This window comes from Mycobacterium sp. BMJ-28 (genome assembly GCF_054404835.1).
Genome location: NZ_CM136783.1, coordinates 1324579 through 1348906, shown reverse-complemented (window position 1 = coordinate 1348906; position 24328 = coordinate 1324579). Strand labels below are relative to the sequence as shown.

The window sequence follows — 24328 nt, the reverse complement described above, 5'->3', positions numbered from 1 at the left end:
CAGGAGCCACGATGGGTGTGTCCGTCCGTTCGTATCTGGTGGCGGGTGTGAGCGCCCTCGCCGCCGCCGCCATCGCACTGCCGCCGTCGATCGCGCCGCCGGTCGCGGCCCCGGGCCCGGTACATGCCAAGGTGCGACTGACCGCCCAGTCCCTGGCACCCACGCCCAAGCCGGTGATCGCCCTGGTCCCCAAGCCCCGCACGAACGCCACTGGCACCGCCAAGACAGCTGCGGTCGCCCCGCCGGTGACGCCGAAAGCCGCCGTGACCGCGACGGCGGCGCCTCCGACGGCCGCCGCGCTGGCATTGCCCGGATTGAGCAACGCCATCATCGACGGCTACGAATGGGTCATCGGCTGGGTCGACTACGGCGTCGACCTGGCTCAATACGCCGTCGGCTGGATCCCGATCGCCAACATCTTCGCTCCGCAGATCGGCATCTTCTATTACAACCTGATCCGCCCGATCATCACCAGCGCGGTGTACAACACCGCCTATGTGATCGGCGGCAACATCAACCTGATCCAGGGCATCAGCAACGTCATCAACGACAGCATCCAGGCAGGCAGGGGCTTCGTCCAGGCCGAGATCAACTGGGCGCTGAGCTGGCTGCCCCCGTTGCCGCCCCTGCCGTTCGCCGCACCGGCGGCCAAAACCACCGCCGTTACCGCGAAGCCAAACCTGACGGCCGCGGCGGCCGATACCACCAAGGGCGAGACCCCGGCGACGGCCGAGGACGAGACGGCGACCGACGAGCACGTCAAAGACCAGACCAAGCCCGACGAAACCAAGCCGGACACCAAGCCCGAGGCGACCACCAAGGACGGCGACCCTGCCGCCGCGGCTCCGCAGACACCCGCCACCGCGGACCAGCCGGCCGGTGCCACCCCCGCAACGGAACCGGACACCAAGCCGGACACCAAGAAGCCCGACACCACGGAAACCGGCGGCACGACCAAGCCCGACACCAAGCCCGACACTAAGCCCGACACCAAGCCCGACACCAAGCCCGAGGCGCCCAAGGCCGACCACGACAAAGCCGACTCCCCGAAGGCCGACACCGACAAGCCCGCCCCGAAGAACACGGAGCCGAAAAAGAAGAAGCGCGACCACCGCTCGTCGACCCCGAAGGCCGACGCCGACGCGAGCTAACCCGGCCGCGCGTGCCGCCGCAGCACCAGCACCGGCGGCAACACCCCGAGCACGACCAGCAGTAGCAGCAACAGCGCACCGGACGTCGTCATGCCGAATACGATGTCGCTACCCGGGCCGCCGAGGGTCAGCGCGCCGACGGTGGCCAGCCAGCACCACAGCGGCAGAGCGGCCACCCGCGGTGACAGGGTCCACTGCAGCGCCGCCCACACCAGGGCGGCGTTCACCAGACCACTGATCAACACACTCACCGGGGCGGGCGCACCACCGACGCGCCAGGGAAGCAGAAAAGCCGCGAGCACCGCGGACAGCATGCCGTCGAGCGACAGCAACGAAAGCATGACGGGCGGCACCCAGGCCGGCCCGTCGGGTCCGTCGGATGTCAGGTCGGGATGCTGTCGAGCAACGCGACGAGAGAACCGACCACCCACTGAAAGTTGTCGGCGCGGTCTTGCTGGTGCTGCAAATTGGGATCCAAGTCCGGGTCCATGAGGGCAGCCTACCCCGCGGACAATCCGGCCCAGCCGCTATCGGAGATTCAGTCCGGCCAGCAGATCTGTTTCCACCCCGCGCTCATCGCGTTCCCCGGCCGACCCGCCGGCCAGCACGTAATGCTCGGTGCCCCAGAGCGGTAACGCGACCAGGTTCGACAACGCCAGCGAACGTCCGTCCGCAGCCACGGTGACCTGGGTGGCGTGCGCCCGCAGCGCCGCGGCCTTGGCCGGCAGCTGGGCGCCGGCCTCGATGACGGCGTCGACCTTTTCGTCGGGATAGCCGAAGGAGATGTCCCCGGGTTTGATCTGGATCCAATCCGCGGGCGGGTCACCGATATCGGCCAGGCCCTCGGCGATCGCCGACTCGGCCATCACCGACCAGTAGAACTTCGGCACGTCCCACGGCTCACCGGGATGACCGTCACGGCCGGCCGCGTCGACAGCGGCCGTGGTGACCTCGTGCGCACGAATGTGATCGGGATGCCCGTAGCCGCCGTTGGGGTCGTAGGTCACGACGACGTGCGGGCGCAGCTCCCGGATGATCGCCACCAGGGCGGCGACGGGTTCGTCGATATCGGCATCGACGAACCGCTGCCGATGCCGGGCCGGGGTGCCCGGCATGCCGGAGTCCCGCCAGCGCCCCGCCCCGCCGAGGAAGATCGGCTCCCCGGCGCCGAGCGCGGCAAGGGCGGTCGTCAACTCGGCGATCCGGTAGCCACCGAGCTGATCGGCCGCGTCGACGGCGAGCTGTCGCCACTGGTCACCGACCACCTCACCTTCCTCCCCGAGGGTGCAGGTGACCACGCGCACCGTGGCGCCCTGAGCGGCATAGTGCGCGATGGTGGCGCCAGTGCCGAGTGATTCGTCATCGGGGTGGGCATGCACGAAGAGCAGCCGAGGTGTTTGCACTCCCCTAGATTTACCGTGTGGCGGCCGACGATGCGAGAAGCACCGGTGAGCGGCGTCTTCTCGAGTTCGGTTGCGGCGTCCTCGCGGTCGGTCTGCTCGCGGGTGCCGCGGGTGCCGCCACCACCCTGCTGCTGCACTACGTCGAACACCTCACCTACCACTACCACCTCGGCACCCTGCTGACCGGAGTCGGCGCCGCCGGACATGTCCGCAGGGCCACCGGGCCGATGATCGGTGGCGCCCTCGCCGGTCTCGGCTGGTGGCTGCTGCGTCGGCGCACCCGGGTGCCCTCGCTCACCGGCTCCATCACCGAGCACCGTCCGCTGGCGCGGATACCCCTGGCCGTCGACGCCGTGTTGCAGGTGCTGGTGGTCGGATCCGGGGCCTCGCTGGGACGCGAGGGCGCACCGCGTCAGCTGGCGGCGGTCTTCGGCGACACCGCCACCCGCCGGTGGTCGCTGACCGAACGCGACCGCGAGATCTTGTTGGCATCCGCGGCCGGGGCCGGGCTCGGGGCGGTGTACAGCGTGCCGCTGGGTGGCGCCCTGTTCACCATCACCATCCTGCTGCGCAGTTGGCACCCCCGGGTGGTTGGCACGGCGCTGATCACCTCCAGCCTGGCGGTGGCCGTCGCGGCGCCGGTCACCCATCTCGAACATCCGCTGAGCTGGCCGTCGGCCGCGGTGTCCTATCAGTTCGTGCTGCTGGCGTTGGCCATCGCACCATTGGCCGTGGCGGTCGGAATCGCGTTCAATCGGATGATGGCCACCGCCCGCCCGAAGGTGGCGCCGGCCTCCTGGATGCTGATTCCGGGTATCGCGGTGGCCGGGCTGCTGACCGGGATCTGCTCGATCTGGTACCCGGAACTACCCGGCAACGGCCGCAGCATCCTCACCGTCGCCGTCGACAGTTCATTGACGTTGTCGGCGGCCGCGGTGATCCTGCTGCTCAAACCGGCCCTGACGGCGCTGTTCCTGCGCGCCGGCGCGGTGGGCGGGCTGATCACACCCGCGCTTGCCACCGGCGCGGCCGCGGGATCCCTTGTCGCCCTTGCCCTCAACGAGTTCGCCGGCACCAGCCTGAACGTCGCGGCCGTCGCGCTGACCTGTGCTGCCGGCGTCCTGGCGATCACGCAGCAGGCGCCGCTGTTCGCCGCGTTGTTCGCGTGGGAGCTGGCCCGGCCGCCGGAATGGCTGCTGATCGTGTTCGCGATATCCGCATTCACCGCGCACGCGCTCTGGAAGCGCATTCATCCCGAGCGTTAAGGCTGTTTGACCCATTTCCCGGCGTCACCGACGATTCCGACCGGCACGGCCCCCGACAGGCTGACCCCGCGCACCCGCGGCCCGGCCGCGACGATCGTGGTGTCCTGCAGGATCGGTAGCACCGTCGACAGGTTCCACAGCCGCGGTTCCACGGCATCGATCACCTTGGCGATCTCCTCGGTGCCGGCCAGCGCCGCGTCGATGCGCGGCTGGATGCTCCGATCACACACGCCGGTCAGGTTGCTGGGCACCGTCACGAGTTCACCGGTGCCGGTGGGGGGCGGAGCGGTGGCGGTGGGCGTGGGGGTCGCGGTCGGGGTGGGTATGGCGGTCGGTGACGTCGTGGAGTGAGACGGAGCCGTGGTGGCGGTGACGCTCGGCGACGGCGTCGCGGTGGACACCGCTGTCGCCTGCAGCGCGGGGCAGCCGTAACGCGAGGCGAGTGCGGTGGCGAGATCGCCCCCGGCCTGGTGCCACCCGACGATCGCGTCGACGGTGCCGTTGGCCATGGCGTCCCCGTACAGGACGACCGGGTCGAGCGCCGACACCGACGCCGCGATGCCCACGCTGCGCAACTGGTCGGCCGCGGTGTTGGCGACCGCCACCGAGGTGGGGTCGTTGGCGGCCACCCCGACCACGAAGGTCAGCGGCTGACCGTCCTTGGTGATCTGGCCGCGTGAGTCGTCCGGCGGCGGCGTGCCCGGCGTCGATGGCGGGGTGGAGGTCACCGGCTCCACCTGATAGCCGGCGTCGGCCAACAGTTGCAGGGCGGCCTCGCGGGACATCGCCGGCGGCGCGGTGGGTACGTAGCCGGGGTCCGACGGTGAACGCACCTGAGCCTGGGCGAGGGTGACGGTGTTGTCCGATCCGGCGCCCACGGCCGCCAGCAGGTCGACATCGAGCAGACCGAACAGTGCCTTGCGCACATGCGGATCGATGAGCGCCGGTTGCTGCGCCCGCAGCGTCAGTTGCATCACCCGGGGCGTCACGATGCGCGCGGTCCGCACGTCCGGAATCGCCGAGAGCTGCGCGAAAGCCGCCTGACCGCCGTGCACCTGGGCCACCTGGGTGTCGCCGTTGCGAATCGAATCAGCAAGTGCCGCAGCCGCTCCCCCGCGCCGGAAGAGAATCTGGTCGGGGGCAGCGGGCGGACCCCAGTACCGGTCGTTGCGGGCCAGCAGGATCTCGTCGCGCTGCGGATCGATGCTCTCCACCCGGAACTGGCCGCCGGTGACGGGCATGGTGCGCACCAACCCGGCGTCGAATCCACCGGGAACGTCCTTGACGATATGGGCGGGCAGGATGTCGTTGAACAGCTCTCGCCAGGCCGGGTACGGCTGGGAGAAGGTGACGACCGCCGTCTTGCCGCCCTCCACCGATTGCACACCGGTGATCAGGTCGTAGCCCGCCGGGTCGACCACGCCGGGCCGGCTGACCATCTGGCGCCACAGGTACCAGTAGTCGTCCGCGGCAATGGGGGCGTTGTCGGTCCAGGACGCCTCGGGCTTGATCTTGTACGTGACGGTGAAGGGCGCCTCGCTGGTCACCTGCGCCGACACCAGCAGACTGCCGTCGAGCTCCCAGCGCGAGCCGGTCGGCGACGAGGGATCCGGCACCGGCCGAAACGAACTGGGCAGCACCAGTGCGGAGATGGCCGCGTTCACCGGCGATTGATCCGAGAGCAGGTGCGGATTGAAACCGGCGCCGATCGAATCGATGGCCATGATGATCTGCATCGACTTGGGCGGCGGCGGAGGCGTCGACTGACTTGTCTCGGTGCTTTGCGGCGCCGGCGGCGGACTCACCGTGCAACCGGCCAGCACCAACGACACTCCGATCAGGGCGCCGGCGACAGCGCGGAAACGTCGGGGGTTCGTCGGCACGCCCAACAGGGTAACGACAACCGCTACACCCACCTTCCACATGTGCCGAGGGCGGGCGAATCGGCATCATTTCACTAGAGGTCATAGTTTCGGCCGAATGACAACCGCCGAGCCGCTGAATTAGCTGCTCGCGCGTCGAAATCGATTGACAGCAATCGTTCGGCAGCACGTCGATAGCGGCTTCCAACTGGGATTATATGGGAATATTGACGGCACGGAAAAGGCGGCACTGCAAGCGTAAATGCTCGCTGGAATTCACCCCGAATACCTGCCGGCAAACAAGTAGCAGGCACCGACAAATTAAAACTGGAACGTGTTTTACCAAATCGGCGTGCCCTCTCATCGCCAGGACTACGGTCAGCCCCGTCGGAGTGACCGACATCACAGTTGCGTCGAAGGAGATAACGTGCGACTTGCATTGCGCCCCTATGTGACCACCGGCGTCGCGCTGGTGGGTGCCGGCGTCATCGCGGTAACCCCGGTAACTGCGCCGCCACCGGAAATCCACCTGCCCGCAGTGACACTCGCGGCCAATCCGGTGGTCGACGCCTACGCGCAACTACTCCAGCAGACCTGGACCAACGTGCAGACCGTCGGTTCGCAGGCCTGGAACGACGGTCTGCCGATCCTGGACCAGTTCCTGCGCAACACCCGGGCCAACCTCAACATCCTGGCCCAGGTCCCGCCGAATCTCTTCAACAACATCAAGAGCGCGGTGCAGGAGATCCGCCCGACCCTGAACACCGCGGGTACCCAATTGCGCGCCGGCCAGATCAACGACGCGATCAACACGCTGTGGAGCGGCCTGGTGATCAATCCCCTGGTCAGTCTCGCCTTCCCGCTGCTGAACACCCTTGAGATCCCGGTCAACATGGTCAAGACGTTCGCCCGGGTGGTCGAGGCGCTTCCCGCGGCATTCCTGATCGGCGTCGGACTCCCGGTGCTCAGCACGGTGACAGCCGTGGTGAACTCGATAGGGGCAGTGGCACAAGGGCTTTACGACGGCGTCACGACCGGTGACCTGGGTGCCGTGCTGACCACCGTGCTCACCGCACCGGCCACCGTCATCGGCGGCGCGCTCAACGGCGACCCGAACACCGGGACCGTCGGCCTGATCAACGGCATCATTGCCGGCGTCCTCGGTGCGCGTAAGACGATCGCCGACGCGATGGCACCACCGGTCACGCTCGCCGCCGGCACCGGGGCCACGGCATCGACGTCCACCGCGGTCAACCAGGTGCCGGCCGTCACCGCCGACACGGTGACTCTCGACATCAAGACGGCACCGGCCGGCGACACCACGGCGGCGGCCAAGGACACCGACGTGGCGACGGATACCCCTGTCGCAGCGAAGATTCCCGACACCACCAAGACCGAGACCGCCACGGTGGACACCACCAAAGTGGACGACACCAAGGTCGGGGCAGCCAACGGTGCCACCGACCTCAGCGACGGCAACAAGGCGACCCCGGGTCAGAAGGTCAGCGAAAAAGCATCGGACACAAAGGCATCCGAGAAGACGACGGAAAGCGAGCAGAAGGAGACCACGACTGCGGCCACGCCCCCGGCCGCCTCGACGACACCGGACACGACCGCGTCATCATCCGCTGACGACGGCGGCAGCCACGCGAAAGCCGGTGCCGCAGCGTCGGCCGGCAGCCAGTAGCGCCCGTCAGCTCTGCTGCTGTTTGGCGCGTGACTTCGCCCGGGCCCGCAGGCTGGCGGTGAGTTCGAGCTTGCGCACCCGCACGATCTCCGGGGTGACCTCGACACACTCGTCCTCGGCGCAGAACTCCATGGCCTGCTCCAGGCCGAGTTCCAAAGGCCGCGCCAGCGTCTCGAAGACGTCCGCGGTCGAGGACCGCATGTTGGTCAGCTTCTTCTCACGGGTGACGTTGACGTCGAGGTCCTCGGCGCGGGGGTTGATGCCCACCACCTGGCCCTCGTAGGTGTCCTCGCCGGGCTCGACGAAGAACTGGCCGCGATCGGACAGCTGGGTCATGGCGAACGGCGTGATCTTGCCGGTCCGGTCCGACACCAACGAGCCGGTGTGACGGGCACGGATCTCGCCCGCCCAGGGCCGGTAGCCCTCGAAGACCGCGTTGGCGATACCGGTGCCGCGGGTCAGTGTCAGGAAGTCGGTCCGGAAACCGATCAGGCCACGGCTGGGCACGATGAAGTCCATCCGCACCCACCCGGCGGCGTGGTTGGCCATCTCTTCCATGCGGCCCTTGCGGGCGGCCATCAGCTGGGTGACGGCGCCGACGAACTCTTCCGGACAGTCGATGGTCATCGCCTCGAACGGCTCGTGCACTTTGCCGTCCACGATCCGGGTGACCACCTGCGGCTTACCGACGGTCAGCTCGAAACCTTCACGGCGCATCTGCTCGACAAGGATGGCCAGCGCCAGCTCACCACGGCCCTGCACCTCCCACGCGTCGGGCCGGTCGATGTCGACGACCTTGATCGACACATTGCCGACGAGTTCGCTGTCCAGCCGGCTCTTGACCATTCGTGCGGTCAGCTTGTGCCCGGACACCTTGCCCGCCAGCGGCGAGGTGTTGGTGCCGATGGTGACCGAGATGGCCGGCTCGTCCACGGTGATACGCGGCAGCGCGTGCGCATGCTCGATGTCGGCGAGGGTGTCGCCGATCATGATCTCGGGCATGCCGGCGACGGCGACGATGTCACCGGCCACGGCTTCGTCGGTGCTGGTGCGTTCGACACCTTCGGTGGCCAGCAGTTCGGTGATCTTGGCGTTGGTGATGACCGGGTGGCCGTCGACCTCGCGCATCCAGGCGACCTGCTGGCCCTTGCGCATGCGGCCCTTGTAGATGCGCACCAGCGCCAGCCGGCCCAGGAACGCCGATGCGTCGAGGTTGGTGACCAGCGCCTGCAACGGCGCCTCCGGGTCACCCTGCGGCGGCGGGATGTGCTCGAGCAGGACGTCGAAGAGGACGTCGAGGTTTTCCCCGTCCGGGTTCTCGCCGTTGGCGGGTTCGGTGGTGCTGGCGATGCCGGCCCGGCCGGAGGCGTAAAGCGTCGGCAGACCGAGGGCGTCCTCGGCAGCCTTCTGCGCCGCCTCATCCAGGTCGGAGGCCACATCGAGCAGCAGGTCATGGCTCTCGGAGACCACTTCGGCGATGCGGGCGTCCGGGCGGTCGGTCTTGTTGACACACAGGATCACCGGCAGGTGCGCGGACAGCGCCTTGCGCAGCACGAAGCGGGTCTGCGGCAGCGGCCCTTCGGACGCATCGACCAGCAACAGCACGCCGTCGACCATGGACAGGCCGCGCTCCACCTCGCCGCCGAAGTCCGCGTGGCCCGGCGTGTCGATCACGTTGATGACCGTCATGGTGCCGTCGGGGTGATGCCGGTGCACCGCCGTGTTCTTGGCCAGGATGGTGATGCCCTTTTCCTTCTCCAGGTCACCGGAGTCCATCAGGCGTTCGATGGCATCATCGCCACGGTGCGTCAACGCACCGGACTGTCGCAGCATGGCATCGACCAGGGTGGTTTTACCGTGGTCGACGTGCGCGACGATGGCTACGTTGCGAAAGTTTGGGCGAGAATCCACGACGGTGATTGTCGCAGTGTGAGTGCCCGATCACGAAAACGGCCGGCTCCAGGGTGGTAATCGGAAGGCGAGCGTGAAGAAACTGCTGTCGGCGAAGGCGAAGAAGAAGTGCTGCCGGAGCAAGCCGCGTTGTAAGCGGTGTCCGCTGGTGCTGCACAAGGTGCAGAAGGCCGCACACGCCGGCGTCTCTGGCAAGGACCTGGAGAAAGTCTTCAAACATGCCAGAAAGTCGTAATGACCTGCATTTTCGGGGCGGCGCGAGCGTACCTTTGAAGTGTCCGTCACGAAATGGTTGGAGGTGTCGATCATGACGGTTTACGAGGCACTGACCGTGGCGCTGATCGTGGTGCTGGCGCTGGCCACCACCGGGGCGATCTACCTCGGTTTGCTCAACTGGATCGGCGGCGCGTTCGTCGTCCGGTGTGCGGCATGTCACCATCTGACGTTCTCCTCGGCCAACGCGCCGCAGGGGTCGTGCACGCATTGCCGGCATCAGGCGCTGCTGCATCCGATCTACGCCGCGCAGCACCCCGGCGGTGAGGTGCGGGTGGTCGGCGACCACCTCAGGTACTAGCGACGCCGAGCGTCATCGCGATGCCGCGGCCACCCCGTTCGGCGGGTCCGGCCGTTCCCACCTGGGTGGAATGAGGCGGTTCACAGCCGGCGCCGCAGCGTTGCCGCCCGGTCGCGCGTTCACCACGACGGCGGGCGTGTCGACGCCAACGATCGGCCGCAAACCCTGCTGCGGCATAGGCATATTCGGGTGGCGGAGTGCCGTCGCAATCCGAGCCTCTCTCGGTCCACCGCCGATCTGGTTGATTGACAACGCGATTCACTCGCGTCAGACACCGCGGAGCGCGTCCGCCAGGTCTGGCAACCAGGCCCGGTCGGCCGGCACCCACGGCAGGTCATCGAGTTCGGCGGCAGACACCCAGCGCAACGCGCGATGGTCATGGGGTTGCGGGCTGCCGCCGAGGAGTCCGACCCGGTAGGCCCGCAACGTCATGCCGTTGGCCAGCGCCACGTCGGCGCCGATCCGCGCCGCCACGCTCACCCGGATACCGAGTTCCTCGTGCAGTTCCCGGGCCAGGGCCGCGGCGTCGGACTCGCCCGCGCCGACCTTGCCGCCGGGCAGTTCCCACAGCCCGGCCAGCTCAGTCGGCCGGTCACGTTGCGCAACCAGCAGGCCATCATCCGAAATGAGTGCCCCCGCAACGACAATCTGCTCATGCATCGCCGCTGACGGTATACCGTCGTAGACATGGCTGTGTTGACGAACGAGCAAGTGGATGCCGCGCTCGCCGATCTGCCCGGCTGGGACCGGGCCGCGGGCGCGCTGCACCGGTCGGTGAAGTTCCCGGCGTTCCTGGACGGGATCGAGGCGGTGCGGCGGGTGGCCGAATTCGCCGAGCAGGAAGACCATCACCCCGATATCGACATCCGTTGGCGGACGGTCACTTTCGCATTGGTAACCCATTCCGCGGGTGGCATCACGGACAAGGATCTGGCGATGGCGGCCGAGATCGATCGGATCCTCGGCCAGTAGCGGCCATCCACCCCAGGGTGGCCAGCGTGGCCACCGGGTAGATCAACCCGGCCCAGGCCAGGTACCACGGCCTGCCGATCACCCAGATCGTCGGCTGCGCGAAACTCAGCAGCCACGGCAACCCGATCAGCGTGAGCACCAGCCAGCCCCACCCGAGGACTTTGGCGCCGCGCCGCGCGCGCAGCGGTCCGTGCAGCAGCCAGATCATCAGCGGGATCAGCCACACCCAGTGGTGGGTCCACGAGATCGGCGACAGCAGCAGGCCGAACAGTTGCACGATCACGATTCCCGCCAGCCGGTCATCGCCGGCGTCGACCGCCCGCCAGGCCAGCACCGCCAGCACCGCGGCGACCAGCAGGATGGCGACGACGGCCGGTCCATAACCGGCATCGTGCCCCAGGATGCGGGAGATCGCGCCCCGCACCGACTGGTTGAACGAGGTACCGATCGGCCCCACTCGACGCGCGTCGCCGAGCAGGTCGGTGAAGTAGTACCGCCCCTGCCCGCCCACCACGAGAATCGACACGCCGACCGTCGCGGCGAACACCAGCGCCGAGAACGCGACGGCGCCCCAGCGGCGCACGCCGAGGAAGTACAGGCCCGACACCGCCGGGGTCAGCTTCACGCCGGCGGCCAGCCCGACCAATAGGCCCGACACCCACCACCGCGAGCTGTACACCGCGTACAGCCCCGCCAGTACCAGCACGACGTTGATCTGCCCGTAGTCGAAGGTGCTGCGCAGCGGCTCGGTCCAGATCCCGACGGCCGTCCACACCATGGCCATCCGCGCGTCGGCCCGGCCCAGCAGCCGCAGACTCAGCGCCACCACGCCGTACAACGCCGCGACGATGCCGATCTGCCAGCAGAACGCCAACACGCCGAACGGCAGCAGGTGCAGCGGATAGAAGACCACCGCGGCGAACGGCGGGTAGGTGAACGGCAACGGGAAGTCCGGCGTCTGGTCGGCGTAGACGTAGTCGTACAGCGTGCCGGGGTGGTCCAGCGCGCCGGCGCCGCCCACATAGACATGCAGGTCGACGAAGTTCGCCCCGTTGGGCACCAGGTACGTCCAGGCCAGCCGCGCCGCGATGCTGAGTGCGAACACGACGGGCGCAAGCCGGGTCAGCTGCGCGCTGCGGGCGCGCGAAGAGGTGGTGTTTACCGGCTCGACTGTAGCCAGCCCCGGTCCGGATGGGCATTGCGGTCTCTATCGGCACACACCTCCGTAACGGTTGAATAAACGCCACACGTGTCACTTGAGTAACACCAGTAACGGGCTACTTTCGGATTCAGACCCACCGCCAACGAATTGGGGAGAACCATGCCAGCTACCAGAAAACTGTTTGTTACCAGCATGATTGCTGGCGCGGGTGCGGTGACCGCGCTCGCGCTCAGCCCGGTTGCCGGTGCCGACCCGGTGCCGCCGGCCCCGGTCGCACCGGGCGCACCGGCCGCTCCGGCCTTGCCGTTCGCCAATCAGCTCGCCATGGCCCCGCAGCTGATCCAAGGGCTGGCCTCGGCGTTGTCCGGTGGCGGTGCGGCGTCCGCCGTACCTGCCGCGGTCGCGCCGGCAGCCGCTCCTGCGGCCGCACCGGCAGCGAGCGCCAACCTCACCCTGCCGCAGTTGCCTGCCGTCAGTCCGGCCTCGGCGGCCACCGCCGCCGCGCCCCTCGCCGCGGCCACGCCAGCGCCCACCGGCAACGTGCTGTTGCCCCAGGCCGATGTGAATCTGCCGCAGGTGGGCGGGCTTGAACTGCCCAAGCAGTTGGCCTTCCCGGGTGATCTCGCCTCGCTGATGCCCGCCGGCTCGCCGCTGGCCGGCCTGCTGCCCAAGGCTGCGACGGCCGCGACCGCCGCACCGGCCGCACTCGGAGCACCGGCCGCCGCAGCCGCACCCGCGGCCGCGGCCGCATCCGCACTACCCGGCGCTGCCGGACTGGTGCCGATGCTGCTGCCGACCAACGCGCTGTCCGCGTTGCCGTGATCATTCGCTGATCAACCGTCATCACCACGCAACCAGGGGGAGTCATGTCATCGATCCGGACACTGCTGAGCAGTACCGCCGCCACGGCGCTGGTGGTGCTGGGCAGCGGGGTCGCCACAGCGGATCCCGCGGTGCCGGCACCGTTGCCGATCAACAATCTGCAGGCGCCCGGGCTGCCTGCGATGGAGACGCTCGGACCGGCGATCCAGCAAGCTGCCGCCGACCCGCAGGGTGCCGCATCGATGCTCATGGCCGCCGCCGCCGCGTTCGCAGGAAACGCGGCGGCACCTGACGATTCGAAGAATATGGCCACGGCCGTGAACCAGTTCGCCGCCGACCCGGCCGCACATATGCCCGCGGCGGGCGCCGGGCCCGAAGCCCACCTGCCCGCAGGGGTGGATCCGGCGCACGCCGTCGGCCCGCTGCCCGAGGCCGCACCGGCCGCGGTCGCCGCTCCGGCCCCCGATGCCGCACCGCTGGCCGCTCCGGCTCCCGCGCCCGACGCGGTGCCCGCCCCGGCTCCGGCGCCCGCACCGGGCCCCGCGCCGATCCCGGCTCCCGGCGGTGTGCTCAGCCCGGACGCGGCCACCAAGCAGGACTTCATGTATCCGTCGATCAGCAACGGCTGCCTCGGCGACGGCGGCAATGTGCTCGCCACCGCGATCTCGGTGGCCGGTCCGGCGGCGATTCCCACGCCAGGCCCCGGCCCGGGCCAGACCGCCTACGTGTTCACCGCGGTCGGCACCCCCGGCCCCGCCGCCGAGCAGAAGCTGCCGCTGAACGTCACCTGGGTGAACCTGTCCACCGGAAAATCCGGCACCGCGACCCTCAAGCCGCGGGCGGACATGAACCCCGAAGGCCCGACCACGCTGACCGTCATCGCCGACACCGGTTCGGGCAGCATCATGTCGACGATCTTCGGTCAGGTCACCACGACCGAGAAGCAGTGCCAGTTCATGCCCACCATCGGTTCGACGGTGGTGCCGTAACCCGGGCACCGCTCACGACCGCGACGGTGCACACAGATCGCAAATCCGGCCCGATAAGCGATCTGGGTGCACCGTCGTTCGGTTAAGCGGCCCGCTCAGTACGCCATGAACAGGATCATGTCCCGGTCGTACTCGCGCCCGGGATGTGCCTGCGCCAGGTGCTCCTGCGCCTTCTCCACGAGATCGTTCTCGTCGGTACCGGTGATCGCTTCGCCGCAAGGGCAATTCAGATGCGTCTTAGCCATGTGATCACCATCTCATACCGCCGAAACTCAGGCCTGCTTCGCAGCCTTCAACGCCAGATGGCTCAGGCCTGCTTCGCAGCCTTCAACGCCAAACGGCTCAGGCCTGCTTCGCAGCCTTCAACGCCAAACGGCTCAGGCCTGCTTCGCAGCCTTCAACGCCAAACGGCTCAGGCCTGCTTCGCAGCCTTCAACGCCAAACGGCTCAGGCCTGCTTCGCAGCCTTCGCGGCCGCCTTCATCTTCTTCTTGTAGCTGCGGACCTCCTGCAGCGAACCGGCATCCACCACATCCGCCACCGACATGTGCGTGCCCGCCTTGCCGTAGTCCCCCGCCGCCGCGCGCCAGCCCGCCGGCGTCACGCCGTACTGCTTACCCAGCAGCGCCAGGAAGATCTTGGCCTTCTGCTCACCGAAGCCGGGTAGCCGCTTGAGCCGGCGCAGCACCTCGGCACCGTCGGGGTCACCGGCGGTCCACACCGCCGTCACGTCGCCGTCGTAATCGTCGACGATCGCCTGAGCCAGCGCCTGCACCCGCTTGGACATGGATCCCGGAAAGCGATGGATCGCCGGGGTTTGCGAGCACAGCGCCACGAACTCGTCCGGGTTGTATTCGGCGATCTGTCGCGCATCGACGCCCCCGATCCGGTCCGCGATCTTCTTCGGCCCGGCGAACGCCGTCTCCATCGGGATCTGCTGATCGAGCAGCATCCCGACCAGCAGCGCGAACGGGTTGGACTCGAGCAGAGCATCTGCCTCAGGATCTTGGACCAGCTGCAAGGTGGGCATCGGGTCAGTTTAAGGCGAGCGCGGCGGGCATTTCCGAAGTCTGTGTCGGCCCTGTGTGCGAACGTGTACACGACAAACCGGTGGTACACCCGTGGGAGACGAACATGAAACGTGTGGTTGCACCTCTTCTTGCCGCACTGGGCGCAGCGATCGCACTGTCCGCGCCCGCCAACGCCATCCCAGACCAGGGCACGCCGGCGTTCGATGAATACATGCAAGGCCTACAACGCAATGGCTACAACCTGAACCCCGACACCGCGTGGCGCGTCGCGCACCAGGCGTGCATGGGCGGCCTTCCGGGATACATCGGTCTGGAGATGGCTGCCCAGGGGGTCATCGGCCCCGGGGCGCAGGAGCGGGTGATGGACGTGGCCAGGAAGTACGCCTGCCCGGTCCAGTGAGTCCGGTCCTGCCCTAGCAAGATCGAAGGATGTCTGGCCACGTCGCACTCGCGCTGGCCGCCGCATTGCTGCTGGCTGCGGTGGCCGCCGTGCTGATCGTGCGCACCCGCCGCGTGGTGGCCACCCCCACCGAACGGGCCGTGCACACCGCGCTGCACACCGCGTCACTGGCGGCGCATGCGTTGCGCCGCGGCCTGGATACCGAATCGGCCCGGACGGCCGCGCCCTTCCTCCGGGACCTGACCGGGACCGACGGGGTGGCGTTGTTCGACGGCGACGGTGAGCTGCTGGCCCGCGACCCCGCCGACGCCGCGATCTGGCAGCCCGACATCGTCGATGCCTGCACGTCCACCGCCCATGACTCGGTCACCGCCGCGCGCCGCGTACTCGCGGGTGCGGCCACGGCGTCCGTGGTGGCCCAACCATTACTCGCCGAAGGTGGTGACGTGCTCGGCGCACTCGTGGTGGTGGCCAACGGGAATCCCGGGCCGGGCATGCTGGGCGCCATCGGCGAGGTGGCCCGCTACGCGGCCAGCCAACTGGAGCTGGCCGAACTCGACGCGTCCCGGGCCCGCCTCGACCGGGCCGAGGTGCTGGCACTGCGCGCACAGATCAGCCCGCATTTCATCTACAACGCCCTCAACACCATCGCGTCGTTCGTGCGCACCGATCCCGGCCGGGCCCGCGAATTGATCCTGGAATTCGCCGATTTCACCCGCTATTCGTTCCGCGCCGCCGGGCAGTACACCACCCTCACCGAGGAGTTGCGCAACATCGACCGCTACCTGACGCTGGAGCGCGCCCGTTTCGGTGCGAACCTGACGGTCCGGCTGCAGGTCGCGCCCGAGGTGCTCAACGTGGTGGTGCCGTTCCTGGCGCTGCAGCCGTTGGTGGAGAACGCGGTCCGGCACGGGCTGGCCGGGCAGGGCGGCGGCTCCGTGGAGATCATCGCCCGCGATACCGGGACCGACTGCGTCATCACCGTCGAGGACGACGGCGCCGGGATGGATCCGGACACCCTGCGCGCCGGCCAGGGCGACGCCCTGGCCGATGGCACCGACCAGTCCGCGCATGTCGGCCTGACCAATGTGGACCATCGGCTGCGCGCGGCCTTCGGCAACGATTACGGTCTGGTGGTCGAAACGGCGCTCGGGGCGGGCACCAAAGTCATCATGCGGGTCCCGAAGTTCCGGTCCGGTGTGCGGGCCGGCGGAGGTGCTTACACATGAGCGGCAAACTGACGGTGCTCGCCGTCGACGACGAGGCGCCCGCGCTCGACGAACTCGCCTACCTGCTGGGCCGGCATCCCTGCGTCGCAGAGGTTTTCACCGCCGGCGACGCCACGTCGGCGCTGCGGGAACTGAACCGGCACACCATCGACGCGGTATTCCTGGATATCAACATGCCCGGGCTGTCCGGTATCGAACTGGCCGCCGTCCTCACCAATTTCGCGCACCGGCCGGCCGTCGTCTTCGTCACCGCCCACGATGACAAGGCGGTGGCGGCGTTCGACGTCGGCGCCACCGACTATCTGCTCAAGCCAATCCGGGAGGACCGTCTGGACGAGGCCGTCCGCCGCGCGGCCACCGTGCAGGCCAGTTCCGCAGCCGGGGAACAGGACTCCGATGTGGTGCCCGCCGAGCTGGGTGGGGTGACCCAGCTGGTGCCCCGGGACAGCATCGGCTGGGTGGAGGCCGAGGGTGACTACGCCCGGCTGCATGCGGCCACCGGCGCGCATCTGGTCCGGATTCCGCTGTCGGTGCTGGAAACCCGCTGGGCCGACCACGGTTTCCAGCGCATCCACCGGTCCTATCTGGTGTCGCTGCGTCTGGTGACGGGCCTGCGCACCCAGGACGGCGCGGTGCTGGTGCGGCTGCGCACCAACGGCGCCTCCCCCGCCGTCGAACTGCCGGTGAGTCGCCGGCAGGCCCGCGAGCTGCGCGACCGGCTGGTCCGCGATCCGTTGCGCAATCTGAAGCCCGCCGATGAGTGAACGGCCGCAGGGGTCCAATTCGCGGCCCGCCGCGGGGCGGCAACGCGTCGTGCTCGCCCACCGGCGCGGCGCCCGGATGGTGCGCACCCGGGTGGAGGTGCAGGAACAGACCCAGGTCGGCGACGCCCTGGTGCGTGGCCTGGTACGGGCCCAACTCGGGCTGGCGCTGCGACTCGGCGTGGTCGTCATCGCCGCGGTGGGCGCCACGGTCATGCTGGTGCCCCACGTGGGGATGCTGACCGTTTTCGGTATGCGGCTCAACTGGCTGATCCTGGCGGTGCTGTGCTATCCGCTGCTCTACGGTGTGGGCCGGTTGTACGTGCGGCTCGCCGAACAGGCCGAGCGGGATTTCGTCCGAGTCGTCGACGGCGAACCATGACCGGTTCTCCGCTCACCGCGGCCGCACTACTGGTGGCGGCGGTGGCCACGGTGGCGATCGGCGCCTACGGGGTCCGGTTGTCGCGCACCACGTCTGACTTCCTGGTGGCATCGCGCAGCGTCGGGCCGCGCTGGAACGCCGCGGCGATCTCCGGTGAATACCTCTCGGCCGCATCGTTTCTCGGTGTCGCGGGGCTGATCGCCAAGTACGGCGCCGACGCGCTGTGGTATCCGGTCGGGTTCACCGCGGGCTATCTTGGTCTGCTGCTGTTCGTCGCGGCCCCACTGCGCCGCTCAGGTGCCTACACCGTGCCCGACTTCGCCGAATTCCGGTTGGGCTCGGCTCGGCTGCGCAAGGTCGCGATGATCGTCGTGGTGGTGATCTGCGTGTTCTACCTGGCGCCGCAGTATCAGGGCGCCGGCCTGACGCTGAAAACCCTTCTGGGGATGCCGGTATGGATCGGCCCGTTGCTGGTCGGCGCGATCGTGATCAGCAATGTGGTCGGCGGGGGGATGCGTTCGATCACCTTCGTGCAGGCCTTCCAGTACTGGCTGAAGCTGACCGCCATCGCCATCCCCGCACTGGCGTTGCTCGGGTTGTTCTTGCACGACCGTGACGAATTGGGCGGTCCGCTCCCGCCCAGCGTGCAGCATGACACCACCGTCGCCATCGACACCGATGTGGTGGTGCGGGTGGTCGCCCCTGCGGGCATCACCATCACCGGCACCCTGGACGGCCGCCGCGTCGATGCCGCCACCATCGGGGTGGCCGGCGATCACACCCTCGGCGCGGACAGCACGCTCACCCTGGCCGCCGGTGCCGCCACCCCGGTGATCGCGGGCACTCCGAGCACGGGCACCGAGTGGATCTCCTCCGGTGGCGGGCTGGGCGGCGGGCATCCGCTGTATCAGGTGCTGTCCATCATCGTGGCGACCTTCCTGGGCACCATGGGGTTGCCGCATGTGCTGGTGCGCTTCTACACCAATCCCGACGGCCGCGCCGCCCGGCGTACCGCGCTGGCCGTCATCGCGATGCTGTCGGTGTTCTACCTTTTCCCCGTGCTGCTCGGGGTGTTCTCCCGGCTGTATGTGCCGCAATTGCTGATCACCGGAACCGCCGACGCCGCAGTGCTTCTGGCGCCCGGGTCCACCATCGGCGGGGTGGCCGGACAGCTGCTCGCGGCTCTCGTCGCGGCCGGCGCCATCGCGGCGTTCCTGGCGACGTCGTCGGGCCTGCTGGTCAGTATCGCCGGTGCCCTGGCCACCGATGTGTTGCGCGGGCGGGTCCGGGATTTCCGGGTGGCGGCGGTGATCGGCGGGTTGATCCCGATTCCGCTGTCGCTCGTGGTGTCCGGTCTTGAGCTGTCGCGCAGCGTCGGGCTGGCGTTCGCGGTGGCCGCGTCGACGCTGTGTCCGCTTCTGGTACTGGGTATCTGGTGGCGCGGGCTGACCGCGGCCGGGGCGGCCTGCGGACTGATCATCGGCGGAGGCGTGTGTGGCAGCGCCGTCGTGGTGGCCATAGCCGGCTGTGTCGACGACGCTGTGCTGGGCGGCTGGCCCGCAGTGATGGTCGGCTATCCGGCCGCGGTCAGCGTGCCGCTGGCGTTCGCCACCATGATCGTGGTGAGCCGGTTCACCCGCGCCACCACCGATATCGGGCAGATCTTCGCACGCATGCACGTCCCGGAGCGGCTCGGCATGGGCGTCGAGCGCGTCCCGCGGGGTTAGACCTTGGTCCAGTCCTGGTTCAGCGCCTCGACACGATCGATGTTGTCCTCGACCCACGTGCGCAGCTGACCCAGCGGTGCGGAGACACTGATTCCCAGCTCGGTCAAGGTGTACTCGACCCGCGGCGGCACTTGCGCATACACGGTCCGGTGCACCAGCGACGCCGCCTCCAGCCGGCGCAACGTCTGGGTGAGCATCTTGGCTCCCACTCCCGGCAACTGCGCTTGCAGCTCGGAGAACCGCACCGCGCCCCGCTCGTCGAGCAACCCGATGATCAGCGCCGACCACTTGTTCGACAACAGGTCCAGCAGTGCCCGGCAGGGGCAGCTGTCCGAATACACGTCGTGCTTGTCGTGATGCCCCGTCGGGCACGGCCTCGCCATCGAACCCTCCTGAGCTGTATCGGTGTCATATCGAAAGTAACACTGCGCCCTCAAACCCGTTGAACTGCATTGCTTCCCCCCGGGGAAGTAACTGCCCTTGCACGACACCGGGGTGCGCGGTCTAGCGTCGTGCCCATGAGCACCATGCCCGCCATCGGATCCTTCACCGGACTACCCATCGACCACCCCGACGCCTTGCAGGATGTCCAGATCGCGATTCCGGAGTTGCGGCTGCACGACGTGTTGGTCGGCGTGCACGCCGTGTCGGTGAACCCCGTAGACATCAAACGCCGCGGCAGCCTGAGCCCGTCGTCGACACCGGTCGTCCTGGGTTTCGACGCGGCGGGTGTCGTCGAGGCCGTCGGCCCTGCGGTGAGCACACTCGCGGTGGGCGACGAGGTCTGGTACGCCGGTGATATCAGTCGACCCGGCACCAACGCGCAGTTCCACGCCGTCGACGAACGCATCGTGGCGCGCAAGCCGAAAACCCTGTCGTTCAAGGATTCCGCCGCCTTGCCCCTTACCACCATCACCGCGTGGGAAGCCCTGTTCGAGCGGTTCGGCCTCACCGCCGAATCCCGCGGCGACCTGCTGGTGCTGGGTGCGGCCGGCGGGGTCGGATCGGCGATGATCCAGCTCGCGAAGCAACTCACCGGTGTCCGGGTGATCGCCACCGCCAGCCGCGACGACTCCCGGCAGTGGGCTCTGGACCTGGGCGCCGACGCAGTGATCGACCACCACGACCTGGAACGGCAGGCCCGTGAGGCGGCCCCCGATGGCATCGATTACGTGTTCTCGCCGCACTCGGCCGGCAATATCGAGACGTACGCGGCGATCACCCGCCCCTTCGGCCACATCACCGCCATCGATGAACCCGAGGGTCTGGATCTGTTGCCGCTGAAGGCCAAGAGCATCGCCTGGCACTGGGAGCTGATGTTCACCCGGCCGATGTTCGGCTACGACATGATCGCTCAGCAGCGACTGCTCACCGCGGCCGCCGATCTGGTGGACCGGGGTGCACTGCGGACTACCATCACCACGTCGATCGATGATTTCAGCGCGGCCGGACTGCGCGCCGCGCACCGGCTGGTGGAGTCGGGGCGAATGATCGGGAAGGTGGTGGTGCACCGGTGAATGAACGGCAGGTGGATCTGGCGGTCATCGGATTCGGGAAGGGCGGCAAGACCTTGGCCGCCGCGCTGGGCCGGAAGGGCTGGCGTGTCGTCATGATCGAACAGTCCGCCCAGATGTACGGCGGCACCTGTATCAACATCGGCTGCGTCCCCACCAAATCGATGGTGTTCCGGTCCGAGCACCTGGGTAGCGGGGCGCATCCCGAGGACTACCGGCGCTCGGTCAGCGCGACCGGCGAGCTGACGGCCGGGTTGCGCGCGGGCAACTACGCCATGCTGGACACCATCGACACGGTCGAGGTGCTCACCGGACGGGCCCGCTTTGTCGACGCGCACACATTGTCGGTCACCACCGACAGTGGCGAGGTGACGGTGTCCGCGCGCTGGATCGTGATCGGGACCGGCTCGCGCCCAACCCTTCCCGATATTCCCGGGTTGGCCACCTCCCCACGGGTGTACACCAGCACCGATCTGCTGACCGAACAGAACCTGCCGGCCCGGCTCGTCGTGCTCGGCGGCGGATACGTCGGCCTGGAGTTCGCGGCGATGTATGCCGCGTACGGCTCGCAGGTCACCGTGCTCGAACGGCACGCCCAGGTGCTGGCCCGCGAGGACGACGATATCGCCGAGGCTGCGCGGAACATCTTGGCGGACAAGGGTGTCCGCATCGTCACCGAAGCACAGGTCACCGCGGTGGACGACGGCACGGTCAGCTACCTGGCCGGTGGCACGTCGCATTCGGTGCACGCGGACGCCGTGCTGGTGGCGCTGGGCCGCGAACCGGTGACCGCCGAGCTGGATCTGGCCGCCGCGGACGTGCACACCGCACCCTCGGGTGCGGTACTGGTCGATGAACACCTGCGCACCAACCAGTCGCACATCTTTGCCATGGGCGACGTGAACGGTGGACCGCAGTTCACCTACGTCTCCCTCGATGACTACCGGATCGTGCTCGACCAGCTCGTCGGCGACGGCGCCCGCAGCACCGCGGACCGAAAGGCCGTGCCCTACAACCTGTTCATCACGCCGCCACTGGGCCGGGTGGGCCTCACCGAACGTGAGGCCGTGGCGGCCGGACTGGGCATCAAGGTCGCCGCCATGCGGGTCGCCGACATGGCCACCGTGCCCCGGGCCCGAATCGTCGGGGAGCCGCAGGGCCGGATGAAGGTGGTGGTGGACGCCGAGACCGATCTGATCCTCGGGGCGGCGCTGCTGTGCTACGACGCTCACGAGGTGATCAACACCGTGGCACTGGCGATGCGGCACGACATCACCGCCACCGCCCTGCGGGACTCGATCTACACCCACCCTTCCATGACGGAGGCCTTCAACCAGCTGCTCGGAAGCCTGTAGCGCGCCGCTTATCGCCATCGATCGACCGCTGAGCGCAACGCCGCCCGGCTTCGGCGTCAACTCCGCCCGTGTGACCCGCATCTCACCTAGGTTCGACTATCAGCCGGTTCACAGTCGACGTCAAGGAGTCACCCGTGCCCACCACCGACCGCCCGCCTGCGCCCACCGGCGCCGAGTTCCTACAAGCCCAGGACAGCCCCGAGTTCCAGGAGCTGCGCGGCAAGTTGCGCCGGTTCGTCTTCCCGATGACGGCGTTCTTCCTGCTCTGGTACGGCCTGTACGTCGTGCTGGGCGCCTTCGCGCACGATTTCATGGCCACCAAGGTGTTCGGCAACGTCAACGTCGGGTTGCTGCTCGGCCTGGGGCAATTCGTCACCACCTTCCTGATCACCGGCATCTACGTCCGGTTCGCCAACCGCGAACTGGATCCCCGCGCCGCGGCCATCCGCACCGAACTGGAAGGTGCGGCCCAGTGAATATCCTTGCCGCGGCATCGGATTCGGTGGGTAATCCGGTAGCCAACATCGCCATCTTCGGGGTCTTCGTCGCCGTCACCATGTACGTGGTGATCCGTGCCAGCGGTAACAACAAGTCCGCCGACGAGTTCTTCACCGGCGGTCGCGCCTTCTCCGGACCGCAGAACGGCATCGCCATCGCCGGCGACTACCTGTCGGCAGCCAGCTTCCTCGGCATCGCCGGGGCCATCGCCGTGTACGGCTACGACGGCTTCCTGTACTCCATCGGCTTCCTGGTCGCCTGGCTGGTGGCCTTGCTGCTGGTGGCCGAATTGCTGCGCAACACAGGGCGTTTCACCATGGCCGACGTGCTCAGCTTCCGGCTCAAGCAACGCCCGGTACGGCTGGCCGCCGCCACCACAACGTTGACGGTGTCGCTGTTCTACCTGCTGGCGCAGATGGCGGGCGCCGGCGGCCTGGTGGCCTTGCTGCTCAATGTGCACAGCAAGACCGGCCAGTCCCTGGTGATCGCCGTGGTCGGCATCCTGATGATCGTCTACGTCCTGGTCGGCGGTATGAAGGGCACCACCTGGGTGCAGATCATCAAGGCGGTCCTGCTGATCACCGGCGCCGCGCTGATGACGGTGATGGTGCTGGCCAAGTTCGGGCTGAACTTCTCCGAGATCCTCGGCGCGGCACAGTCCGCCGTCTCCGACGCCACCACCAAGGGCGTGGCCAGCCGCGACGTGCTGGCCCCTGGCGCCCAGTACGGCGGGTCGACCACGTCGAAGATCAACTTCCTGTCACTCGGTTTGGCGCTGGTGCTCGGCACCGCGGGCCTGCCGCACGTGTTGATGCGCTTCTACACCGTGCCCACCGCCAAGGAAGCGCGCCGATCGGTGGTGTGGGCCATCGGACTGATCGGTGCCTTCTACCTGTTCACCCTCGTCCTCGGCTACGGCGCCGCCGCCATCGTCGGGCCCGACCGCATCCTGTCGGCGGCCGGTGGGCAGAACTCGGCGGCTCCGCTGCTGGCCCTGGAACTGGGCGGCGTGGTGCTGCTGGGCATCATCTCCGCGGTGGCGTTCGCCACCATCCTGGCCGTGGTGGCCGGCCTGACCATCACCGCGTCGGCGTCCTTCGCCCACGATGTGTACGCCTCGGTGTGGCGAAGTGGCCACGGAAAGAACCCGGTGACCGAAGCCGAACAGGTGCGGGTTTCCCGGATCACCGCGGTGGTCCTGGGCCTGGTCGCCATCGGGCTGGGCATCCTGGCCAACGGTCAGAACATCGCGTTCCTGGTCGCGCTGGCATTCGCGGTGGCGGCGGCGGCCAACCTGCCCACCATCGTCTACTCGCTGTACTGGCGCCGGTTCAACACCCGCGGCGCACTGTGGAGCATGTACGGCGGGCTGATCTCCACGATCGTGCTCATCGTGTTGTCCCCGGCCGTCTCCGGCTCCAAGACCGCGATGATGCCGGGCGTCGACTTCGCCTATTTCCCGCTGGCCAACCCGGGCATCGTGTCCATCCCGCTGGCCTTCCTGCTCGGCATCATCGGTACCCTGACCTCCTCCGATACCGGCGATCGGGTGCTCAACGCCGAGATGGAGGTGCGATCGCTGACCGGCGTGGGTGCCGAGAAGGCGATCGTGCACTGAAAATCGGGCACTGAAA

General features: G+C 68.3%; 26 protein-coding genes. 17 read left to right on the top strand and 9 right to left on the bottom strand.

The window, feature by feature from the left end; genetic code table 11:
- The first annotated feature begins 11 nt into the window (after positions 1–11).
- Entirely contained in the window at positions 12–1151 is a 1140-nt protein-coding gene (locus tag ACXPWS_RS06740) for a hypothetical protein (RefSeq protein ID WP_458711705.1), read from the top strand.
- Here the strand turns inward: ACXPWS_RS06740 and ACXPWS_RS06735 are convergent.
- On the bottom strand, positions 1148–1582 hold the full coding sequence (locus ACXPWS_RS06735; protein WP_458711704.1) for a hypothetical protein: 435 nt from the start codon (positions 1580–1582) through the stop codon (positions 1148–1150). The genes ACXPWS_RS06740 and ACXPWS_RS06735 overlap by 4 nt on opposite strands.
- Before the next feature lie 96 nt (positions 1583–1678).
- Positions 1679–2554 (bottom strand): N-acetyl-1-D-myo-inositol-2-amino-2-deoxy-alpha-D-glucopyranoside deacetylase, encoded by an 876-nt coding sequence (mshB, locus tag ACXPWS_RS06730; protein ID WP_458711703.1) that lies wholly within the window; start codon positions 2552–2554, stop codon positions 1679–1681.
- 17 nt (positions 2555–2571) lie between these two features.
- Here mshB and ACXPWS_RS06725 point away from each other — a divergent pair, with 17 nt between their 5' ends.
- Positions 2572–3819 (top strand): chloride channel protein, encoded by a 1248-nt coding sequence (locus ACXPWS_RS06725; RefSeq protein WP_458711702.1) that lies wholly within the window; start codon positions 2572–2574, stop codon positions 3817–3819.
- On the opposite strand, the gene ACXPWS_RS06720 is transcribed toward ACXPWS_RS06725, so the two are convergent.
- The gene (locus ACXPWS_RS06720) at positions 3816–5708 is read right to left on the bottom strand and encodes an ABC transporter family substrate-binding protein (RefSeq protein ID WP_458711701.1); all 1893 of its coding nucleotides are present in this window, start codon (positions 5706–5708) and stop codon (positions 3816–3818) included. The genes ACXPWS_RS06725 and ACXPWS_RS06720 overlap by 4 nt on opposite strands.
- Positions 5709–6108: 400 nt before the next feature.
- Between ACXPWS_RS06720 and ACXPWS_RS06715 the strand changes: the two genes are divergently transcribed.
- On the top strand, positions 6109–7368 hold the full coding sequence (locus ACXPWS_RS06715; RefSeq protein ID WP_458711700.1) for a hypothetical protein: 1260 nt from the start codon (positions 6109–6111) through the stop codon (positions 7366–7368).
- Between the two features lie 6 nt (positions 7369–7374).
- On the opposite strand, the gene typA is transcribed toward ACXPWS_RS06715, so the two are convergent.
- The gene (gene typA, locus ACXPWS_RS06710; RefSeq protein ID WP_458711699.1) at positions 7375–9279 is read right to left on the bottom strand and encodes a translational GTPase TypA; all 1905 of its coding nucleotides are present in this window, start codon (positions 9277–9279) and stop codon (positions 7375–7377) included.
- Positions 9280–9352: 73 nt separating this feature from the next.
- On the opposite strand from typA, the gene ACXPWS_RS06705 reads away from it, so the two are divergent.
- Together ACXPWS_RS06705 and ACXPWS_RS06700 are read left to right on the top strand one after the other, a co-directional pair.
- Positions 9353–9514, top strand: a complete 162-nt coding sequence (locus ACXPWS_RS06705; RefSeq protein ID WP_458711698.1) for a hypothetical protein — start codon at positions 9353–9355, stop codon at positions 9512–9514.
- Positions 9515–9586: 72 nt separating this feature from the next.
- Positions 9587–9853 (top strand): hypothetical protein, encoded by a 267-nt coding sequence (locus ACXPWS_RS06700; protein ID WP_458711697.1) that lies wholly within the window; start codon positions 9587–9589, stop codon positions 9851–9853.
- A gap of 267 nt (positions 9854–10120) precedes the next feature.
- Here the strand turns inward: ACXPWS_RS06700 and ACXPWS_RS06695 are convergent, their stop codons facing one another.
- The gene (locus ACXPWS_RS06695; protein ID WP_458711696.1) at positions 10121–10513 is read right to left on the bottom strand and encodes a (deoxy)nucleoside triphosphate pyrophosphohydrolase; all 393 of its coding nucleotides are present in this window, start codon (positions 10511–10513) and stop codon (positions 10121–10123) included.
- Positions 10514–10540: 27 nt separating this feature from the next.
- Here ACXPWS_RS06695 and ACXPWS_RS06690 point away from each other — a divergent pair, with 27 nt between their 5' ends.
- Positions 10541–10825 (top strand): 4a-hydroxytetrahydrobiopterin dehydratase, encoded by a 285-nt coding sequence (locus ACXPWS_RS06690; protein WP_458711695.1) that lies wholly within the window; start codon positions 10541–10543, stop codon positions 10823–10825.
- Here ACXPWS_RS06690 and ACXPWS_RS06685 read toward each other — a convergent pair.
- Positions 10770–12005, bottom strand: coding sequence for a mannosyltransferase (locus ACXPWS_RS06685; RefSeq protein ID WP_458713431.1), 1236 nt, complete (start codon positions 12003–12005; stop codon positions 10770–10772). The two genes, ACXPWS_RS06690 and ACXPWS_RS06685, sit on opposite strands and share 56 nt — an antisense overlap.
- A 174-nt stretch (positions 12006–12179) precedes the next feature.
- Between ACXPWS_RS06685 and ACXPWS_RS06680 the strand changes: the two genes are divergently transcribed.
- Entirely contained in the window at positions 12180–12809 is a 630-nt protein-coding gene (locus tag ACXPWS_RS06680; RefSeq protein ID WP_458711694.1) for a hypothetical protein, read from the top strand.
- A 44-nt stretch (positions 12810–12853) separates the two neighbouring features.
- Positions 12854–13798 carry an Rv1157c family protein gene (locus ACXPWS_RS06675; RefSeq protein WP_458711693.1) on the top strand — a complete coding sequence of 315 codons (945 nt, stop codon included), beginning with the start codon at positions 12854–12856 and terminating at the stop codon, positions 13796–13798.
- A 95-nt stretch (positions 13799–13893) separates the two neighbouring features.
- On the opposite strand, the gene ACXPWS_RS06670 is transcribed toward ACXPWS_RS06675, so the two are convergent.
- Complete coding sequence (locus ACXPWS_RS06670; RefSeq protein ID WP_090363493.1) at positions 13894–14043, bottom strand: DUF1059 domain-containing protein; 150 nt, start codon at positions 14041–14043, stop codon at positions 13894–13896.
- Positions 14044–14245: 202 nt separating this feature from the next.
- Positions 14246–14827 carry an HhH-GPD-type base excision DNA repair protein gene (locus ACXPWS_RS06665; RefSeq protein ID WP_458711692.1) on the bottom strand — a complete coding sequence of 194 codons (582 nt, stop codon included), beginning with the start codon at positions 14825–14827 and terminating at the stop codon, positions 14246–14248.
- Between the two features lie 104 nt (positions 14828–14931).
- On the opposite strand from ACXPWS_RS06665, the gene ACXPWS_RS06660 reads away from it, so the two are divergent.
- From ACXPWS_RS06660 to ACXPWS_RS06640, 5 genes are read left to right on the top strand one after another with little or no spacing between them, the layout of a single operon-like run.
- On the top strand, positions 14932–15228 hold the full coding sequence (locus ACXPWS_RS06660) for a DUF732 domain-containing protein (protein WP_458711691.1): 297 nt from the start codon (positions 14932–14934) through the stop codon (positions 15226–15228).
- A gap of 29 nt (positions 15229–15257) precedes the next feature.
- Entirely contained in the window at positions 15258–16457 is a 1200-nt protein-coding gene (locus ACXPWS_RS06655) for a sensor histidine kinase (protein ID WP_458711690.1), read from the top strand.
- Positions 16454–17221 carry a LytR/AlgR family response regulator transcription factor gene (locus tag ACXPWS_RS06650; RefSeq protein WP_458711689.1) on the top strand — a complete coding sequence of 256 codons (768 nt, stop codon included), beginning with the start codon at positions 16454–16456 and terminating at the stop codon, positions 17219–17221. Before ACXPWS_RS06655 ends, ACXPWS_RS06650 begins: the two co-directional genes overlap by 4 nt.
- A complete protein-coding gene (locus tag ACXPWS_RS06645) occupies positions 17214–17600 on the top strand; it encodes a hypothetical protein (protein ID WP_458711688.1) in 387 nt (128 codons plus the stop codon). The genes ACXPWS_RS06650 and ACXPWS_RS06645 overlap by 8 nt, the downstream gene beginning before the upstream one ends.
- Entirely contained in the window at positions 17597–19327 is a 1731-nt protein-coding gene (locus ACXPWS_RS06640) for a sodium/solute symporter (protein ID WP_458711687.1), read from the top strand. The genes ACXPWS_RS06645 and ACXPWS_RS06640 overlap by 4 nt, the downstream gene beginning before the upstream one ends.
- Here the strand turns inward: ACXPWS_RS06640 and ACXPWS_RS06635 are convergent.
- A complete protein-coding gene (locus ACXPWS_RS06635; protein WP_458711686.1) occupies positions 19324–19710 on the bottom strand; it encodes a winged helix-turn-helix transcriptional regulator in 387 nt (128 codons plus the stop codon). The genes ACXPWS_RS06640 and ACXPWS_RS06635 overlap by 4 nt on opposite strands.
- Before the next feature lie 135 nt (positions 19711–19845).
- Here ACXPWS_RS06635 and ACXPWS_RS06630 point away from each other — a divergent pair, with 135 nt between their 5' ends.
- The 4 genes from ACXPWS_RS06630 (at position 19846) to ACXPWS_RS06615 (ending at position 24312) form a co-directional block, all read left to right on the top strand.
- Positions 19846–20844 carry a zinc-binding alcohol dehydrogenase family protein gene (locus tag ACXPWS_RS06630; protein WP_458711685.1) on the top strand — a complete coding sequence of 333 codons (999 nt, stop codon included), beginning with the start codon at positions 19846–19848 and terminating at the stop codon, positions 20842–20844.
- Entirely contained in the window at positions 20841–22196 is a 1356-nt protein-coding gene (locus tag ACXPWS_RS06625; protein WP_458711684.1) for an FAD-dependent oxidoreductase, read from the top strand. The genes ACXPWS_RS06630 and ACXPWS_RS06625 overlap by 4 nt, the downstream gene beginning before the upstream one ends.
- A 134-nt stretch (positions 22197–22330) precedes the next feature.
- A complete protein-coding gene (locus ACXPWS_RS06620) occupies positions 22331–22672 on the top strand; it encodes a DUF485 domain-containing protein (RefSeq protein ID WP_458711683.1) in 342 nt (113 codons plus the stop codon).
- The gene (locus tag ACXPWS_RS06615) at positions 22669–24312 is read left to right on the top strand and encodes a solute symporter family protein (RefSeq protein WP_458711682.1); all 1644 of its coding nucleotides are present in this window, start codon (positions 22669–22671) and stop codon (positions 24310–24312) included. The genes ACXPWS_RS06620 and ACXPWS_RS06615 overlap by 4 nt, the downstream gene beginning before the upstream one ends.
- The last annotated feature ends 16 nt before the right edge of the window (positions 24313–24328 follow it).

Excerpts from the sequence above, each read along its gene's own strand:
- ACXPWS_RS06740 (WP_458711705.1), top strand. The coding sequence starts at position 12 with ATGGGTGTGTCCGTCCGTTCGTATCTGGTGGCGGGTGTGAGCGCCCTC.
- ACXPWS_RS06700 (WP_458711697.1), top strand. The coding sequence starts at position 9,587 with ATGACGGTTTACGAGGCACTGACCGTGGCGCTGATCGTGGTGCTGGCG.
- ACXPWS_RS06695 (WP_458711696.1), bottom strand. The coding sequence starts at position 10,513 with ATGCATGAGCAGATTGTCGTTGCGGGGGCACTCATTTCGGATGATGGC.
- ACXPWS_RS06690 (WP_458711695.1), top strand. The coding sequence starts at position 10,541 with ATGGCTGTGTTGACGAACGAGCAAGTGGATGCCGCGCTCGCCGATCTG.
- ACXPWS_RS06680 (WP_458711694.1), top strand. The coding sequence starts at position 12,180 with ATGATTGCTGGCGCGGGTGCGGTGACCGCGCTCGCGCTCAGCCCGGTT.
- ACXPWS_RS06675 (WP_458711693.1), top strand. The coding sequence starts at position 12,854 with ATGTCATCGATCCGGACACTGCTGAGCAGTACCGCCGCCACGGCGCTG.
- ACXPWS_RS06670 (WP_090363493.1), bottom strand. The coding sequence starts at position 14,043 with ATGGCTAAGACGCATCTGAATTGCCCTTGCGGCGAAGCGATCACCGGT.
- ACXPWS_RS06665 (WP_458711692.1), bottom strand. The coding sequence starts at position 14,827 with ATGCCCACCTTGCAGCTGGTCCAAGATCCTGAGGCAGATGCTCTGCTC.
- ACXPWS_RS06660 (WP_458711691.1), top strand. The coding sequence starts at position 14,932 with ATGAAACGTGTGGTTGCACCTCTTCTTGCCGCACTGGGCGCAGCGATC.
- ACXPWS_RS06655 (WP_458711690.1), top strand. The coding sequence starts at position 15,258 with ATGTCTGGCCACGTCGCACTCGCGCTGGCCGCCGCATTGCTGCTGGCT.
- ACXPWS_RS06650 (WP_458711689.1), top strand. The coding sequence starts at position 16,454 with ATGAGCGGCAAACTGACGGTGCTCGCCGTCGACGACGAGGCGCCCGCG.
- ACXPWS_RS06645 (WP_458711688.1), top strand. The coding sequence starts at position 17,214 with ATGAGTGAACGGCCGCAGGGGTCCAATTCGCGGCCCGCCGCGGGGCGG.
- ACXPWS_RS06640 (WP_458711687.1), top strand. The coding sequence starts at position 17,597 with ATGACCGGTTCTCCGCTCACCGCGGCCGCACTACTGGTGGCGGCGGTG.
- ACXPWS_RS06635 (WP_458711686.1), bottom strand. The coding sequence starts at position 19,710 with ATGGCGAGGCCGTGCCCGACGGGGCATCACGACAAGCACGACGTGTAT.
- ACXPWS_RS06630 (WP_458711685.1), top strand. The coding sequence starts at position 19,846 with ATGAGCACCATGCCCGCCATCGGATCCTTCACCGGACTACCCATCGAC.